Here is a 16,983-nt window from a genome sequence, read left to right as displayed (position 1 = left end):
CGGGAGGTTATTCCACCCAAGACTGGCTGACGATCCAGTAGAATTGTGGGCTGAAGGTGAAGTTCTTCAGCCTGGACGAGATGACATCGACCCGCTTCGGCGTGAACAGGACGGCGACCGGCGCCTTGTCCGTCACCGCCTTGTCAATGGCGGTCCAGAGTGTCGCGCCCTTGGCCGGATCGGCGATGGTGGCTGCCTCTGCCTCGTCCATCGATGCGTCGATCGACTTGTCGCAGAACCCCGAAATATTGACCGAGGCGTCGGAACCTGGCGTAAACGAGGCACAGCTGAACAAGACCTGCAGGAAATTCGATGGCGCCGGGTAATCCTGGAACCATTGCGAGATCGAAATCTGCACCTTGTTGTTGGTGTTCTGGATGTAGGTGAACTGGATGTTCTGCGAAATCGGCTTGACCGACGTCTTGTAGCCAAGCTGGTTGAGCACGTCCTGCAGATAGACGCCGATCGCCTTGGAGACAGTGGTGTCCTCGGTGATGATCGTCACCTCCTGACCTGCGGTTCCCGATTCAGCAACCAATTGCTTGGCCTTATCCATATCCGGCGCGGACCACTTCTCACCCGGATTGGCGGTGAACGGGCAATAGGCTGCGAATGACGGGAAGCCCGGCGGCAGGATCTGACAGGCCGGCTGCGCCAGATTGCTGCCGCCGAAAAGCTTGACGATCGCGGCGCGGTCGATGGCGAAGTTCACCGCCTGGCGAACGCGGATGTCGTTGAACGGCGCCAGATTGGTGTTCATCGGCGCGTACCACATCGCCGTCAGCGGGTGAACCGTGACCTGCTTGGCATATTTGGTGCCGAGTTCGGCGAGACGGTCGGACGGCGGCGGATCGAACATCCAGTCCGCCTGGCCATTCTCGACCGCCGTCACCGCCGCCTCGTCGGTAAGGCCGAATTCATAGTCGATCTCGTCCGGATATCCGGCCGGCTGCGCTTCCTTGCTCCATTCCTTGAAGTGAGGGTTGCGCACAATCTTCATCAGCTTGTTGGGGTCGTAACTGGCGATCATATAGGGTCCGGTGCCCGGAATCGGATCGGTGCCGGCGTCCTTGAGCGGCGCGCTCGCCGGCAGGATCGACGCGTGTGGAACGGCAAGCTTCTGCAGGAACTCGGCATCCGGCTGGACCAAGTTGAAGGTAATGGTTCCGGCCGCATCGTCGACAGACAGGCCACCTTCGAGGGAGCATGTCGCGGGCGCCTTCAAGCATGCATCCGCGCCGATGATGCCTTTGTAGAAGGTCCCGGCCGTCGGCCCGCTGATCTTGAAGATGCGCTGGAACGAAGCGACCACGTCTTTGGTCGTGACGTCCGAGCCATCGGCGAACTTGATGCCCTTGCGCAGCTTGAAGACATAGGTCTTGCCGCCGTTCTCGACCTGCGGGAGGCTTTCCGCCAGGTCCGCGACGACCTCGAAGCCGGTCTTGTCTCTGGCCTTCCTGTAGGTCACCAGGCCATCGTAGAGGACATAATTGATCTGGAAATACTGCAGCGTGTAATTGATGTGCGGATCGGCGGTGCCTGCCGCGGCATTGGCCAGCAATCGGAGCGTGCCGCCTGGCTTGCCCTCGGCGGCCAAGGCACCGCTTGCCGGCGACATCATCGTCACGCCGAGCAGAGCCAGCCCGGGTATCAACGCTGCAAATGCTTTTTGGGGTCGCATATTTGTTCCCTCATGGAGGCGTGTCGGCTTTTGCCGCGCTGAATCCGGTCGATCGACCGCCGCGCGGCTGAAAACAGTCCTGGGTTTGCGAACGGCGTTCGCTACTTCGCCCAATCGCAAAAGACTACGGCGAGCGAAGCCGGACGGGATAGCTATTAAGATAGATAGGGTCGGACAGGCTTATTCCCGCCTATTTGTTGAGCAGTCGCCCGACATGGCTATTTGACAAGCAATCATCAGCGGGTAAGCTTGCCGGATGCAAAGCCTTCCAGGCGATCTAGAGAGCCGGTTCCGAACTGGAATGAGCATCGACGCTGCCATGGCGATGGCGACGGAGGTGCTGGAGCCCATCGGTTTCACCGCATTCATCTACGACTATACGCCGGTGCCGGTCAGCCACAAGGGCGAGCTTATCACGCCCTCGCTGATGGCTCTGCGCAACGTGCCGCGCGACATGCAGGATCTCTGGTGCAAGGGCGGATATTATCAGCTCGACCCGGTGCAGGAGGCCGCGCTCGCGGTATCGAGACCGTTTCTCTGGTCGCACAACGGTGTTCAGAGCAACGTCATGCAGCGTGTGCTTCAGTCCAAGCACGATCCTGTGGTCAGCTATCTGCTTGACACGAGGATGACCTGCGGCGTCACCGTACCCATTCGCCTTGCCGGCGGCGATCTCGCCACCTTCACCGCTATCCGTGCCGATCCGGAGGCCGGGTTCGAGGCCGAAGCCAGACCCTTCATCGCCGAGATCGGCGATCTGGGTCATCTGCTGCATGATTCCGTCTATGCCGGTTTCGATGCTGGAATCCGCACCTGCCAACATGTCCATCTGACGTCGCGCGAACGCCAGTGCCTGCGCCTGGCCGCTGCCGGACTGACGGCCAAGCAGGTCGCGCGTGAGATTGGCCGCGCGGTGCCTACCGCAACGCTGCACCTCAACGCGGCGACGCGAAAGCTTGGCGCGCGCAACCGCTTCCATGCCATCGCGCTCGCCGCCCATTACCGGCTGCTTGAACCGGAGCATTGAGGCTCTCGACCTGCGGGCGATCGGCCTTGCCTCGGGCAAACTCATAACCGGCAAACCTATAAATAGTGCTAGCTGTAAATGCGCCGGGCCGCTTAGTACCGTCGGCCGCAAAACAAGGCTTGGGAGGGTCCACACTTCGGCTCCTGCCGCGCCATGATGCGGAGCTTTGATTGTGACGGCGCATGCGATCACCGAAGGATTTAGCCAATACCAGGGCTATCGCACCTGGTACCGAGTGACCGGAAACCTCACCTCGGGCAAGCTGCCCCTGATCGTCGCTCATGGTGGACCGGGCTGCACGCACGACTATGTGGATTCATTCAAGGAGCTTGCCGAAACCGGACGAGCCGTCATCCACTACGACCAGATCGGCAATGGCAAATCGACCCATCTGCCGGATAAGGGCGGTGACTTCTGGACCGTCGATTTCTTCCTGGGCGAACTCGATGCGCTGCTCGCCCATCTCGGCATTGCCAGCCGCTACGCCCTGCTGGGCCAATCCTGGGGCGGCATACTTTCGGCCGAGCACGCGGTGCGCCGCCCGGAGGGGCTCAAGGCATTGATCCTGGCCAATTCGCTGGCCTCGATGGTGCTGTGGGTGAAAGGAGCCCGGCAATTGCGCGCCGGGCTGCCAGCCGATGTGCAAAGCGCGCTCGACCGGCACGAAGCGGCAGGAACCACCGATCATCCGGAATATGTTGCGGCGACGAAGGCTTTCTACGACCGCCATGTCTGTCGCGTCGTTCCGATGCCGCCAGAGGTCGCCCGGACATTTGCGGCAATCGAGGAAGATCCGACCGTCTATCACACCATGAATGGTCCCAATGAGTTCCACGTCATCGGCACGATGCGGAACTGGACCATCGTCGACCGCCTGCATCAGATCGAGGCGCCGACCCTGGTTTTCCGCGGCTTCTACGACGAAGCGACCGAGGCCTGCGTCCAGCCCTTTCTGGATCTTATCCCGCACGTCGAAGGTTTGGTCTTCCCGAATTCCAGCCACATGCCGCATGTCGAGGAAAAGCACGACTGCCTCGCCGCCGTCGGGCGCTTCCTGGCCAAATACGACTGACGTTCCAGCACGCCCTTCAGCCTGCGGTGGCCGAAGACGAGTGACAGTCCGCTCTCGGCGAGGTCGGCGAGCAACTCCTCGTTGCCGCCGCCGGTGCCATGACGATGCCGTCGATGCGGCGCTCCAGCACCCGGTCGATCTCGCGCGCTTCGCGTGCCGTGTTTCTCCTCGGTGCTGAACAGCAGAATATTATAGCGCTCGGCGCGCTGGTGGGCTGCGTCTCCAGTCCGCGTACGAACTCGGCGAAAAAGGGATTGGTGACGTCCGAAATCGGCGCGGCGATGGTGCCGGTCTGGGCGGCGCGCAGGCTGCGCGCTCAGCCATCCGGCCGATATCTCAGCCCGCTGAGCTGTCTTGAGCTTCTTTTGGTCTCGACGCTCAGGGCGCGCGAACCGTTGCCGACAGGCGAGACCATCGCGGCCGACGCCGAGTGCGAAGGTGCCTGCAGGTATGGAACGTGTCCACCCCAAGTTTCGCCAAGCACGTTGCAACCGAATCTATTAGCCGGCGTTAAAGTGCGGGTGGTTTAGCGGGAGGCTTTCATGCAGACGTATCTCGTCGAGCGTATGGACGGCGACGATGTGATCTCGGTGCGCGTCGTCAACGCGCCGAGTCCGTTCAAGGCTGCGGCCATGGTGACCGATGGACATATTACCTTCCGAAAGTGGGAAAAAGACTGGATCCGCGTGACTGACGAAAATCGGGGACAGATCTATGCATATTGTTTTGTCGCCGGCAGCTACTCCGATACTGAACCATTGCCGGTATCGCCCGGGAGAACCACAGAATAGGCAATGTGCCTGAATAGCGGCGATTCCGTCTTCGATCCCACCTTGGCAGATGTGTAACAGGCGTTGCCAACTTGGCACGAACGCCAGTGCTCGCTGCGTCAAGCGCACCACGCGAGCCCGGCATGATTGGCTCTGCCGGCGGCTTGCGAAACAGGCGAAGTGACTAACCAAGCGTCCTTGGGCGAAGATCGGGGCATCATCAGAATGATCGATGAAAAGATTGGGGCGGGAGGCGATAAGTGATCCTAATCTTAGCGTGGGCAACTCATGTCTTCGGCATATTTGGGATCAGAAGTCGCGGATCAGGATCTAGCGGTGGATTGTCAGACAACGACCTCCAATAAATGGTCAAGTGTTCCACAATACGCACTGGATCAGGGTGGTCCGGTACTGCGCCCATTTCAAGGATTGGGCACCGATTTTACCAACGTTGCCGTATTCGATCACCTGAGAAATATGGTCCGCCAGTACCCCGACAAGCTCGCAATCAGCGACGGCGCCAATCGTCTGACTTATTCCCAGCTTCTCCGGTCAGTTGAGACGCTGTCCTACCAGATCGCTGCCGCCGTCCCAGACGGACAGGCGATAGGGATTCTTCAGGCCAACTCGGCCTGGTATCCCATCGCCATCCTGGCAAGCATGACGGCTGGGCGACTTTCGGTGCCACTCAACGCGCGAGATCCCAGCTCGCGGATCCTGGAAATCGTGGCGGGGGCGCGGCTCTCGGCCATCCTGGGCGAGGGCAATGTCCGACCCGCCGGTTTGCCTCACCAAGTCAGTTGGATCGATGTGCCCACCAGTGCGGCCTCGCAATCGGTACAAGTGCCTCAGCCTTACCCCGTCTCGGTCGATGCGCCCGCCATCGTGCTTTATACGTCAGGGAGCACAGGCCGCCCCAAAGGCATCGTTAACAGCCAGCGCAGCTTGCTGTGCCGGGTCCAGCAATATGTCGATGCATGCCACATCAACTCGGATGATGTTTTCCTGCCATTGACCGGACCCGCCACAATCGCCGGGTACCGGGAGATTCTTGCAGCCCTTCTCACCGGGGCCACTTTGCATCTGGTCGAAGTCGAAGCGGTCGGCTTGCGCGCCGTTCAGCGCCTAGTGCGATCCGAAGGCGTGACAATCACCTATCTGGTGCCGGCGCTGCTTCGCGCGCTCATGGCCGACGGACCTGCTGAAGCGTTCCATTCGCTTAGAGTCGCCCGGATCGGTGGCGAGAAGGTGCCCTGGACCGACATCGCACTGCTGCGCAAGGCCGTCTCCGATACGTGCCTCATCCAGATCGGTTACTCGTCAACCGAGACCACCGGCTCACAATGGTTCTTGCCGCGAGACTGGCCGGAGCATGGAGATTCGGTTCCAGTTGGTTGGCTGCTGCCTGGAATCACCTTCGCAATTGTCGACGAAGCGGGCCGCTGCGTTCAATCGGGCCGCAGCGGAGAGCTTCTGATCAGGAGCCCGTATGTCTTGCTTGGCCATTGGGAGGATGGGGCGGTTATGCCGGCGACATCAGACCCGGACGATCCAGGCCTTCGGATTTTCGCGACAGGTGACCTCGTCCGACTTGATAATCAAGGCTTACTGCACATCGTCGGTCGCAAGGGACGGCAGGTAAAGATCAACGGTCGACGCGTCGAGCCAGCCGAACTCGAACGGGTGCTGCGTTGCGCGCCTGCTGTTGCGGATGCCGTGGCAATCGTGACTGCGGCCAATGAGCTTGTCGCCTTTGCCGTTCCTCGGCGCTCGGCCGAAGCGAGCTTTTCGGACGAGCTTCGCCAGCTTGTGAGGACCAATCTGCCACCGCCGCTGCGTCCCTTGCGGTTACACACGATCGCCGAGATCCCGCGTCTGCCAAGCGGCAAGGTGGACATCTCGACACTTGCAGAGATGGATCTTTCAGCCAGAGGGACGGCAGCGACGGCGCGTCCGCTCGAGCCGCGAGGCAAGCTGACGGCGCAGCAGATCGTCCAGCGGGCGTGGACCAGCATCCTCAATACGCGCGTAGCGGCGGGACGCTGGGATGACGCCGGAGGAGACTCGCTGAAGCTGCTGCACTGCGTCATGGAAATCGAAAGCGCCATCGGGCAGGAACTCGGCCTTGAGGCGTTCACCGTTGGAATGAGCCTGGACGAGATGGTCAAGGCGGTCGCGTCTGCACAGGCAGGCGACCAAAGCGCGCGCGCCCAGAAGCATGATCCTCCAATTCTTTTTCTGTTCCCGGGATCCGTCGGCTACGGCCCGAGCCTTGCTGCCTTTGCAGCAGCGATGGGCAAGATCACCCGCGTTGCCCCGATCAGGTACCCAGCCCTGACCATGATCCTGCGCGGGCAAAACAGCCTCTCCGACATGGCCGATGCCGCCGTCGAGCAGATCCGCCGCGCTCAACCCGCGGGTCATATACGACTTCTCGGTCATTCGCTCGGCGGTGCTGTCGCTTTCGAAGTTGCGGCGCGGCTGCTGGCCGCGGGGCGGACCGTAAGGTTCCTTGGCATTCTCGACACCAGTCTCGTCGGCGAGCGAAGCGCTCGCTGGGAGACGTTTACGCGCACATTCAATCGAATCCGAACCAACCGCGTATCCGCTTATCGGATGGCTTGCCGGGCCCTCGCGAAAGTCGCCGTGGCAATGCGGCGCGAGGCGCAACTGGTCCGGTTTCTCGATCGTTTCGCTCAGGGACAGTTCAACGCGACGAGTTTTAGAACCAAACTGGAACTGCAAGAGGTTTTGCGCGCGCGAGCCTTCTTCCAGTGGGTGGCCGAGCCAAAGCCGGCGCTGCCGATCACAGGCACCCTGTTCCGCTGTGCTCGACCCGGAATGCCTCTGGCCATCGGCTGGGATCGCGCTTTCGGACATCTGGACGTGATTCCGATCGTCGGCAGCCACATCGATCTGGTCGTAGAACCTCACCTCGCCACCAACCGCCCGCTTATCGAGAAAGCGGTGGCGCAAACCTATTCGCCAACCGAGTCTCGCAAACTGGAGTACAAGCTATCGACCTGATCTCAACATTCAGCAAGGACGCGCTTGTGCTCGACGCTGCTGCGGAGGTCGATCGCATCGTCCAGATCCTGCGCCAGCAGGTCCTTGGCACGCTGCGACGTCGAGGCGCGGTTGTCGGCCTCTCAGGCGGCATCGACAGCTCCGTCGTCGCGGCGTTGTGTGTTCGCGCCTTTGGGAAAGACAAGGTCCTCGGAATATTCATGCCGGAGCGCCACTCCTCCGGTGACTCGCTAAGGCTTGGCCGCACTGTCGCCGCACAGCTTGGCATCGATGCGATCCTGGAGGACATAACACCGGCCCTCGAAGCGATCGGCGCCTATTGTCGGCAGACCGAGGCAATCCAGACTGTCGTTCCCGACTATGGGGACGGCTGGAAATGCAAGCTGGTGCTGGCCTCAGTTCTCGAGAGCAATGGTCTCAACATCACGCGCCTCACGGTTCAGGACCCTGAGGGCAGGACCGACACGGTGCGTCTGCCGTCGGCAGCCTATCTGCAGATCGTCGCCGCAACCAATTACAAGCAGCGCCTGCGCAAGATGACCGAGTACTATCATGCCGACCGCCTCAACTACGCGGTAGCGGGCACGCCGAACCGCCTGGAATACGACCAGGGCTTCTTCGTCAAGCAGGGCGACGGAATCGCCGACCTGATGCCAATCGTTCACCTCTACAAGACCCAGGTCTACCAGTTGGCCGAATATCTTGGGGTGGAGGAAGAGGTCCGGCGCAGACCGCCCACCACGGACACCTTCTCGATGGCGCAGAGCCAGGAGGAGTTCTACTTCGCACTGCCTTATTATCTGATGGATTTGTGCCTCTACGGGTTAAACCACGGGATCGCTAGCGAAGACGTCGCCGAGGCCACCGGTCTCACCGTGGTGCAGGTTCAGAAAGTTTTCAAGGATATCGACAGCAAACGGCGCGCCGCACGCTATCTTCACGCGCGGCCGTTGGTGTCCTCTTCAATGGGCGAGGGCTAGGCGATGTGCGGCATCGCCGGAATTGTGTCGCTGAGCGCCGCCGCGGCGCCCCCTTCCCGTGATGCGCTGATGCGCATGGTAGGCACACTGGCGCATCGCGGCCCGGACGAGCGCGGTCTTTACCGGGACAAACGTGCGGGATTGGCGCATGCCCGTCTGTCCGTCATCGATCTCGCCAGTGGCCAGCAGCCACTCGCTGGCGCGGGCGACACAATGTGGATCGTCTTTAACGGCGAAATCTTCAATTACATCGAGCTGCGACAAGACCTGGTCGCGCTCGGTTATCGCTTCCGCACACGCAGCGACACGGAGGTCATCGTCCATGCCTATCATGCCTGGGGCGAGGCCGCCTTCGAGCGGATGAATGGGCAATGGGCAGTCGCCATTTGGGACTCCGTGGCGGGTCGACTCGTCTTGTCGCGGGATCGGTTCGGCATCTGTCCGCTGCATTTTTGCGAGCACGGCGGACGGCTTTACTTCGCCAGCGAGGTGAAGGCCATTTTCGCGGCCGATGCGGATATACCCCGCGCCTTCGATCCAGCCGGCATCGATCAGACTTTCACGCTCTGGACCGTCGTGCCGCCACAAGGCGTGTTTGGAGGAGTAAGCGAACTCACTCCAGGGCACATTCGCATTTATGACAGTGGCATCGTTCGCGAGCGGGCTTTTTGGAAGCCAAGCTATCCAGAGGTTGACGGACCCGGCGATGACGAATTCGCCGGTTCACTTGATGACGCGGTGGAGGAAGTGCGCGGCGCCCTGGAAGCCGCTACGGCGCTCAGGATAGTACGCGCCGACGTGCCGGTCGGCTGCTATTTGTCCGGCGGGCTCGACAGCTCGCTGGTCGCCGCGCTTGGAAGACGCTTCGCCGGCGGGCGCTTCCAGACTTTCTCCCTGCGTTTTGCCGACGCCGAGTATGACGAGACTCATTTCCAGCGCCTGGTTGCCGGCGTGGCGGGAAGCGAGCACCATGAGGTGGTTGTTTCGCGCAGCGATATCGCTGGCATCTTCCCTGAGGTGATCTACCACACCGAGCGGCCAATCCTCAGGACCGCGCCGGCGCCGCTGTTCCTGCTATCGAGACTGGTGCGTCAGCATGGCATCAAGGTCGTGCTGACCGGCGAAGGGGCCGACGAAATGTTCGCCGGCTACGATCTGTTCCGCGAGGGCAAGGTCCGCCGTTTCTGGGGACGCCAGCCCGCCTCGACGCGACGCTCCCGGCTGCTGGAGCGCCTCTATCCCTATCTCAGCCGCTCGCCGGTGCAACAGCAGGCGATGGCACGCCAGTTCTTCGGGCGCGACATCCACGCCCATGACGCGCCTGGTTTTGCGCATGGCACGCGCTGGCGTACCACGAGCGCTATCAAGCGGCTGTTTTCGGCAGACATGCGGGCCCAAACGGAGCGCCGCAACGCCGTGTCCGAGCTGCTTGCCCGCCTGCCGGCGGAGTTTTCGCGATGGGGCTCCCTTGCGCAGGACCAGCATATCGAGATCCAGACGCTGATGTCGGGATACCTGCTTTCATCGCAAGGGGACAGGATGCTCTTGGCCCATTCCGTCGAGGGGCGCTTCCCATTCCTCGATCATGAACTCGTGAGGCTCGCGAATTCGCTTCCGGCCGCCTATAAGCTGCGCGTGCTCGATGAAAAGCATGTTCTGAAGCGTGTGGCGCAACCGATTGTGCCGTCGGAAATCGTCACTCGCAAGAAGCAGCCCTACCGGGCCCCCAACGCGCTTTGCTTCGTCGCCGATGGCGCTCCGGCCTATATTCGCGAAGCACTTTCGGAGGCGGCGCTGCGCGAGGCAAACGTCTTCGATCCTAAGTCGGTTGCCCGTCTCCTGAGCAAGTGCCAGGCCAGCGCCGGCGGCGCCGACCTGTCCAACTCCGACAATATGGCGCTGGTCGGGGTGCTGTCGACGCAGCTTCTTCATGAGCAATTTATCGCGAGCCGACCAAGTGGAGCTCGCACGCTCAAGCTCAGCGTCGATATCGACCGCGAGCATCGCGCAGAGGTGCTCGCATGATGCATGGCGCCGTACCGCTCCTGCACGACTATCTCATCCACTCTGCCAGCCGGCTCGGCGGGAAGGTGGCCCTGGTGTGCGGTAATCAACGTGTCACCTACGGCGATCTCGATATGCGCTCGAACGCCATAGCGCATCATTTGAGCCAGGCCGGAATCGCGCGCGGCGATCGGGTGGTGATCTTCGCCGACAACACTGTCGAGGCCGTCGTCGCTTTCTGGGCCGTGCTCAAGGCCAACGCCGTGGTGTGCATCGTCAATCCACTCACCAAAAGCGACAAGCTTGGTTATCTGCTCAACGATTGCCGCCCGACGGCACTGATCACCGACAACCACCTGCATTCGATTTTCAGGGAGCCGGCGCGGAATTGCCCATCGTTGCGCTGCATGATCGTCTCCGGGCCGATCGAACGCGACGACCTGCAAGAACCGCCGCATGCTGTGCGCTGGGAAACTGCGGTCGCGGCAGCCCGCAGCACGCCGCCCGCGCGCCGCTGCATCGATATCGATCTTGCTGCAATCATTTATACGTCCGGCTCGACGGGCGAGCCCAAGGGCGTGATGCTGACGCACCGAAACATGGTTGCCGCGTGCGCCTCGATTTCCTCATACCTGGCGCTTGCTGAAGACGAGGTGATCCTCAACGTCCTGCCGCTCGCCTTCGACTACGGCCTGTACCAGATGATCATGGCATTCGGCGCGGGCGCCCGGCTGGTGCTTGAACGCTCGTTCGCCTTCCCCGCGCAGATCCTTGGGCTGATCAAGCAAGAAAGGGTGACGGGCTTTCCCGGCGTACCGACCATCTTCGCCGCACTCGGGGAGCTCAAGTCTCTCAGGGATCAGGATTTTTCGAGTATTCGCTATGTCACGAACACTGCGGCCGCTCTGCCGCTCAAGCACATTCTCCTGCTTCAGGAGCTATTTTCTCGTGCCCGTATCTATTCGATGTACGGCCTTACCGAATGCAAGCGCTGTACCTACCTGCCGCCGGAGGATCTCGAGCGAAAGCCGTTGAGCGTCGGGATCGCCATCCCCAATACGGAAATGTGGATTGTCGACGAGCATGACAGGCGGGTCGGCCACGGTGTCGTTGGCCAGCTCGTCATCCGCGGAGCGACGGTGATGAAGGGTTACTGGGGCAAGCCGGAGGCGACGGCCAGGAAGCTCAAGCCCGGACCGCTGCCGGGCGAGCAGGTCCTGTACACCGGCGATTACTGCCGGATGGACGCCGAGGGCTACCTCTACTTTGTCGGTCGCGGCGACGAGATCATAAAATCGCGGGGCGAGAAGATAGCGCCGAAGGAGGTGGAAAACGTGTTGATGGAGATTGCGGGCGTACGGGAAGCCGCGGTCATCGGCGTTCCGGACGAGTTGCTTGGACAAGCAGTGAAGGCATTTGTCGTGATGGAGCAAGGAAGCATGATCGGTGAAAAGCAGTTGCAGAAAGAGTGCCAGAGACGACTGGAAAACTTCATGGTTCCAAAGTCGATCGTCATCGTACCCAGTCTGCCGATGACCGACACGGGCAAACTCAAAAAAACCGCCCTGTCATGAGTCGGTATCAGGGCGAAGTTGATCAGCATTCATTTTTTGTACCGGAGGCGAAATCAATGTTGTCTACCAAGGATAGAACCGATACCTGCAGCGATCAAATTCGCGCTTTCCTGGCGTCGAATTTCTATATAGCCGATCCAGAGAGCCTGGAGAGCGACACCTCGCTTCTCGACCAAGGCATCGTGGACTCGACGGGGGTGCTCGAGGTTATCGGCTTCATCGAGGAGACCTTCGGCATCACGGTCGAGGACAGCGAGCTGCTGCCCGAGAATCTCGATTCCATCGAGGGAATTGCGCAATATGTCATGCGCAAGAGAAACTGATTTGCCGACATCTCGCGCAACTCTGTTTCAAGTCCCCGACCGTTTCCGGTTGCGACAGCGCGTCTAGGCCTGTCGCGACGGCGGTGCTTACGCCTGCGCCTTCGTATGCCCCACAACCACCCTGCCCTCGCCGGCCTGGTTGGTGACTGCCCGGATACTCTCATAAGCCTTGGAACGCTCGAGCAAACTCATGACCTGCCGGTCCTGGCCAAGCCCAACCTCGAAAAGCAGGATGCCTCCGCGCCGCAAATAACGCGGCGCGTCCTTGAGCACTCGCATATGGATGCTCAGACCGTAGGGTCCGGCTGCGAACGCTTCACGCGGCTCGAGCTCGACCAAATGCGAACGATCGCCCTCGAGCCGTTTTTCCGAAATATAGGGCGGGTTGCAAACGATCACGTCGATCGTGCCGTCAAGCTCCAAGCCGGAGAAGGCGCCGAACAAGTCGCCCTGAAGCACCGTTACCCGCTCCTCCATATCAAGATGGGTGACGTTGCGGCGCGCGACCTCCACGCATCCGTCGGTAAGATCGCTTGCCCACACGCGCGCGGTGGGAGCGTGGTGCGCGATGGCGCACGCCAGATTGCCCGCCCCACAGCACATGTCGACAACGCGAGGCACCGGCAAGTTCAGTTGGCTCAGAACATCGAGAGCGGCGTTGCCGAGCAGTTCCGTTTCCGGCCGAGGAACAAGCGCACCGGGCGAGACCAGCAGCTGCAATCCCATGAAGGTGCTGCGGCCCCTGCCGTAGGCGTCGGCAACATTGATCTCTTCGCTCACGACACTCGCCTCCCCGTTTTAGCCGGCGTTGGTGGCCGACAATTGCGTTCCGATGAAGTGTATCTCAAAACCGTTTAACTCTCGATCGACAAAATCAAAACCCATCCGTCCCCAGACGCTTCGACGCCTTGATGCTACAAAGATGACCATAAGCTTCTGCGCTGTGTCATGATTAGGAATATCTCCTTACCAGACCCGGTTATCCCCAGCCTGGCGAGCCAGTTGCCGAATTCTCAGCCTGGCGTCACGATTTTGCTACATTTTAATCAAAGAAGGCACATATGTAAGCAATTCGTAATGTTCCAGCAGCGAAGGGCGGAGCTGCTGCTTCCCGGAAGGTTAAAGTTTGTCCCTCATCGAAAGAACCGACGAGATTGCGCGGCAATTTCGCGTCAAAGAGCGCATATCATGAAGTCAACCAAAGGGCGCTCGCTCGATCTACGATCCGCGATGTTCGGCTGTGTGCACGGCCTCGTTGGCGTAGGCGTTTTCTCCGCATTGATAAATATCCTCGCCTTGACCGGCTCCGTCTACATGCTCCAGGTCTACGATCGCGTGCTGCCTTCGCAGAGCGTGCCGACTCTTGTCGGATTTACAGTCGGGATGCTGGGACTTTACGCGGCCTACGGGCTCCTCGATTTCGTGAGGCTTCGCCTGTTGGTCCGCATCGGCAGCCGCCTGCATAGAAATCTGCAGCAAAAGGCGTTCGCAGCCTCGCTTTCCCTGCCCCTCGTTGCCGGGCCGGATGCGAACCGGGTACATCCGCTTCGTGATCTGGACCAGCTACGTGGCTTTCTTTCCGGACTGGGGCCGACAGTCTTATTCGACGCTCCCTGGATACCATTTTATATGGTGGTCATCTATCTGCTGCACCCTGCGCTTGGCGTGCTGGCAACGCTCGGCGCATGCGCCGTTGTGCTTTTGACGGTGGCTGCGGAGATCATCGGCCGCAAACCTGCGGCTCGTGCGTCTGAAACACTCGTTGCGCAGCGGCTTCTGGCCGATTCCGGCCGCCGCAACGCAGAGGTTGTTCAGGCTATGGGCCTGTCCGCCCCGCTTAGCCGGCGCTGGAACGAGGTCAGTCATCTTTATCTGAAGAACCAGGAACGGCTCTCCGACGTCGTTGGCGCAGCGAGCTCACTGTCGAAGACGCTCCGAATGGCCTTGCAATCATGCGTGCTGGGGCTTGGTGCCTACCTCGTGATCGGGGGCGAGGCCTCGCCGGGTGTGATCATAGCGTCGTCCATATTGCTGGGCCGCTCACTGGCGCCGGTCGATGTGGCGATCGCAAATTGGAGAGGGTTTCTGGCAACCCGCAAAAGCTATTCCGAGCTGGCGGCAGCGCTGGATGCTTTTGATAGCCAGCAAGAGCCAATGGAACTGCCACGCCCAAAGGCGGAGCTTGCGGTCGAGGAATTGACGGTCGCGCCACCAAGTCTGCAGAAGCCAACAATCTTCAATGTAAGCTTCCGCTTGGCGAGGGGCGCAGGATTGGCGGTCGTCGGCCCGAGCGGCTCCGGCAAGACCACGCTCGTGCGCGCTTTGGTCGGGGCATGGAAGCCGCTTCGAGGAACGGTAAGATTGGACGGCGCCTCGCTCGATCAGTGGAATTCAGAGCTGCTCGGCATTCATATTGGCTACCTGCCGCAGGACGTTGAGCTGTTCGACGGCACGATCGCCGACAACATTTCAAGGTTCGGCGGCAAAAGCGACGCAAGGGGCGTGTTGGCAGCTGCCAAAGCTGCGGGCGTGGACAAGATGATCATGCGTCTTCCGCAGGGTTTTCAAACACGCATCGGAGAAGGCGGCGCAGCCCTGTCGGCTGGGCAGAGGCAGCTCGTCGGACTTGCCAGGGCACTTTACGGTGATCCATTCCTCGTCGTTCTTGACGAACCAAATTCCAATCTGGATGCAGACGGCGATGCTGCTTTGGCCGGCGCGATCCTGGCAGTGCGTCAGCGCGGCGGTATCGTGATCGTCGTTGCGCATCGCCCCTCCGCTCTCGTCAACATCGATCAGGTACTCGTCCTGTCGAACGGGATGCTCCATTCGTTCGGTTCGCGCGAAGACGTTCTGGCAAATGTGATCCGGCCCTTCCCGCGTCCGGACAAGCCAAACATTGTCGTTCCGCTGCAGCACGGTGCAAGCGGGCATGCGTGAGGTATTGCTTAGTGTCTAACGTGACCATGTCGTCATATGCTGCGGTCGCTGGCGAAGGCCAGCCGACCGGGGCGAAGCCAGAGCCGGATGGCATTCGAGCCAATTTACCCTGGGGCAATCTGCTCCGGAGCCTGGCAGAACATTCTCGTTCCGCTGCACAGAGGTGCAGCCGGGCATATGTGAGGTATCGCTCTACTTTTACCGTGTCGCCATACGCCGCGCCCGGTGGCGAAAGCCGTTCGTTGGAAACGAAGCCGGATCCGGATGGCATCCGGGCCAATCTGCTCTTGGGCTTGGCAACCAGCTTGCTGTTGATCTTTGGCGGAGGGCTGTGGTTGGGATTGACCAAGATTGCCGGCGCGGTGATTGCGCCTGCAACTGTGGTGGTCGAAAGCAACATAAAAAAAGTCCAGCATCAAACCGGCGGCACCATCGGCGGAATCTTCGCGCAGGACGGCGATCACGTGAAGGCCGGCGACGTGTTGGTCAGGCTGGACAACACATTGACCCGAGCAAACCTGCAGATAATCACCGAGGACCTCAATCGAGCCACCATTCGTCTGGCCCGGCTGGAAGCCGAGCGCCAGGGTCTGCCGGAAATGCAGATCCCGCCTGGCCTTCGGGTTCAAATGGGTGACCCGCAAGTGGCGGCGCTTGTCAGTGGCGAACGTGCCTTGTTCGAAAGCCGTGCTGCGGCGCTGGCTGGCCAAAAGGCACAATTGCAAAGCCGCGCGAAGCAGCTGGAACGTCAGATCGATGGCCTCAAATCGCAGCAGTCTGCGACGGATGAGTCTCTGGATCTGCTGACCAAGAACCTTGCTGACGTTGAATCTCTCTACGCAAAGAAGTTGGTCTCCAAGGAGAGATTGAGCACTGTCAGCCTGGAGAAGACCCGGACTCGCGGCGAATCGGGACGCCTTGTCGCAGCGATAGCGGAGGTACAAGCTCACATCAGTGAAACGGACCTGCAGGTGCTTCAGCTCGACGAACAAATGCGGAGCGACGTGACCAACGAACTTCGCGAAACGGAAGCCAAGCAGACCGAACTCAGTGAGCGCAAGGTGGTGGCCGAAGACGAGCTCGGCAGGACAGACATTCGCGCCCCGCAATCAGGCACGGTACAAGAATCCTCGGTCCACACCGTCGGAGGCGTGATTGGCGCCGGAGAGGTGCTCATGATGATTGTGCCCGATTCCGACAACCTTGTCGTAGACGCTTCCATTCCTCCGTCGCGCATTGATGAGATCCATCCCGGACAGCAGGTGTCGATCCGCTTTCCGGCGTTCGACGCCGGCACTACACCGGCTTGCGAAGGCTCGGTCAACCGCGTCTCCGCAGATCTGATCAAGGATCAGCAACGTCAGCTTTCCTATTTTTCGGCGCGCATCGATGTCGAGAACGAAGCGACCTGCCTGACAGGAGAGAAAATCCTCAAACCGGGCATGCCCGCCGAAGTCCATATAAGAACCGACGAGCGCAGTGTCTGGTCCTACTTGATGAAACCTCTTACCGACCAATTTTCCAGAGCTTTCAGGCAGTAAGCGGCTGCCAACCCAGTGGCGGCCGCTTGGCTCGAGCGCAGCCG

General features: G+C 60.6%; 13 protein-coding genes. 11 read left to right on the top strand and 2 right to left on the bottom strand.

Annotated elements, in window-relative coordinates; translation table 11 throughout:
• Window positions 1–7 precede the first annotated feature (7 nt).
• On the bottom strand, window positions 8–1,681 hold the full coding sequence (locus NKH05_RS13985) for an ABC transporter substrate-binding protein (protein WP_352494496.1): 1,674 nt from the start codon (window positions 1,679–1,681) through the stop codon (window positions 8–10).
• A gap of 301 nt (window positions 1,682–1,982) precedes the next feature.
• Here NKH05_RS13985 and NKH05_RS13980 point away from each other — a divergent pair, with 301 nt between their 5' ends.
• The 9 genes from NKH05_RS13980 (at window position 1,983) to NKH05_RS13940 (ending at window position 12,458) form a co-directional block, all read left to right on the top strand.
• Window positions 1,983–2,708 carry a LuxR family transcriptional regulator gene (locus NKH05_RS13980; RefSeq protein WP_023718543.1) on the top strand — a complete coding sequence of 242 codons (726 nt, stop codon included), beginning with the start codon at window positions 1,983–1,985 and terminating at the stop codon, window positions 2,706–2,708.
• Between the two features lie 172 nt (window positions 2,709–2,880).
• Complete coding sequence (locus tag NKH05_RS13975) at window positions 2,881–3,780, top strand: proline iminopeptidase-family hydrolase (RefSeq protein ID WP_031193844.1); 900 nt, start codon at window positions 2,881–2,883, stop codon at window positions 3,778–3,780.
• Window positions 3,781–3,878: 98 nt separating this feature from the next.
• Window positions 3,879–4,310 carry a hypothetical protein gene (locus NKH05_RS13970; RefSeq protein ID WP_352494498.1) on the top strand — a complete coding sequence of 144 codons (432 nt, stop codon included), beginning with the start codon at window positions 3,879–3,881 and terminating at the stop codon, window positions 4,308–4,310.
• Window positions 4,311–4,322: 12 nt separating this feature from the next.
• On the top strand, window positions 4,323–4,571 hold the full coding sequence (locus NKH05_RS13965; protein WP_023718545.1) for a hypothetical protein: 249 nt from the start codon (window positions 4,323–4,325) through the stop codon (window positions 4,569–4,571).
• Between the two features lie 267 nt (window positions 4,572–4,838).
• Entirely contained in the window at window positions 4,839–7,577 is a 2,739-nt protein-coding gene (locus tag NKH05_RS13960; RefSeq protein ID WP_352494499.1) for an AMP-binding protein, read from the top strand.
• Window positions 7,574–8,557: an NAD(+) synthase gene (gene nadE / locus NKH05_RS13955; protein WP_031193946.1), complete on the top strand. Its 984-nt coding sequence runs from the start codon at window positions 7,574–7,576 to the stop codon at window positions 8,555–8,557. Before NKH05_RS13960 ends, nadE begins: the two co-directional genes overlap by 4 nt.
• Window positions 8,558–8,560: 3 nt before the next feature.
• Window positions 8,561–10,582, top strand: a complete 2,022-nt coding sequence (asnB, locus tag NKH05_RS13950; RefSeq protein WP_023718548.1) for an asparagine synthase (glutamine-hydrolyzing) — start codon at window positions 8,561–8,563, stop codon at window positions 10,580–10,582.
• The gene (locus NKH05_RS13945; protein ID WP_352855582.1) at window positions 10,579–12,135 is read left to right on the top strand and encodes a class I adenylate-forming enzyme family protein; all 1,557 of its coding nucleotides are present in this window, start codon (window positions 10,579–10,581) and stop codon (window positions 12,133–12,135) included. The genes asnB and NKH05_RS13945 overlap by 4 nt, the downstream gene beginning before the upstream one ends.
• 56 nt (window positions 12,136–12,191) lie before the next feature.
• Window positions 12,192–12,458, top strand: coding sequence for an acyl carrier protein (locus NKH05_RS13940; protein WP_023718550.1), 267 nt, complete (start codon window positions 12,192–12,194; stop codon window positions 12,456–12,458).
• A gap of 87 nt (window positions 12,459–12,545) precedes the next feature.
• On the opposite strand, the gene NKH05_RS13935 is transcribed toward NKH05_RS13940, so the two are convergent.
• Entirely contained in the window at window positions 12,546–13,238 is a 693-nt protein-coding gene (locus tag NKH05_RS13935) for a N5-glutamine methyltransferase family protein (protein WP_023718551.1), read from the bottom strand.
• A gap of 408 nt (window positions 13,239–13,646) precedes the next feature.
• On the opposite strand from NKH05_RS13935, the gene NKH05_RS13930 reads away from it, so the two are divergent.
• Entirely contained in the window at window positions 13,647–15,398 is a 1,752-nt protein-coding gene (locus NKH05_RS13930) for a type I secretion system permease/ATPase (protein ID WP_023718552.1), read from the top strand.
• Window positions 15,399–15,640: 242 nt separating this feature from the next.
• Complete coding sequence (locus NKH05_RS13925; RefSeq protein WP_352589441.1) at window positions 15,641–16,939, top strand: HlyD family type I secretion periplasmic adaptor subunit; 1,299 nt, start codon at window positions 15,641–15,643, stop codon at window positions 16,937–16,939.
• Window positions 16,940–16,983 lie beyond the last annotated feature (44 nt).

Source organism: Mesorhizobium sp. M1399 (genome assembly GCF_040317735.1).
Lineage (GTDB): Bacteria > Pseudomonadota > Alphaproteobacteria > Rhizobiales > Rhizobiaceae > Mesorhizobium.
Note: the sequence above shows the minus strand (reverse complement) of the source record. Positions and strands in the feature narration are given on the sequence as shown.

What these genes read in the sequence shown, in the direction of transcription:
- NKH05_RS13930 (WP_023718552.1), top strand. Translation starts at nt 13,647, where the DNA reads ATGAAGTCAACCAAAGGGCGCTCGCTCGATCTACGATCCGCGATGTTC.
- NKH05_RS13965 (WP_023718545.1), top strand. Translation starts at nt 4,323, where the DNA reads ATGCAGACGTATCTCGTCGAGCGTATGGACGGCGACGATGTGATCTCG.
- NKH05_RS13960 (WP_352494499.1), top strand. Translation starts at nt 4,839, where the DNA reads ATGTCTTCGGCATATTTGGGATCAGAAGTCGCGGATCAGGATCTAGCG.
- asnB (WP_023718548.1), top strand. Translation starts at nt 8,561, where the DNA reads ATGTGCGGCATCGCCGGAATTGTGTCGCTGAGCGCCGCCGCGGCGCCC.
- NKH05_RS13940 (WP_023718550.1), top strand. Translation starts at nt 12,192, where the DNA reads ATGTTGTCTACCAAGGATAGAACCGATACCTGCAGCGATCAAATTCGC.
- NKH05_RS13980 (WP_023718543.1), top strand. Translation starts at nt 1,983, where the DNA reads ATGAGCATCGACGCTGCCATGGCGATGGCGACGGAGGTGCTGGAGCCC.
- NKH05_RS13985 (WP_352494496.1), bottom strand. Translation starts at nt 1,681, where the DNA reads ATGCGACCCCAAAAAGCATTTGCAGCGTTGATACCCGGGCTGGCTCTG.
- NKH05_RS13945 (WP_352855582.1), top strand. Translation starts at nt 10,579, where the DNA reads ATGATGCATGGCGCCGTACCGCTCCTGCACGACTATCTCATCCACTCT.
- NKH05_RS13970 (WP_352494498.1), top strand. Translation starts at nt 3,879, where the DNA reads ATGACGATGCCGTCGATGCGGCGCTCCAGCACCCGGTCGATCTCGCGC.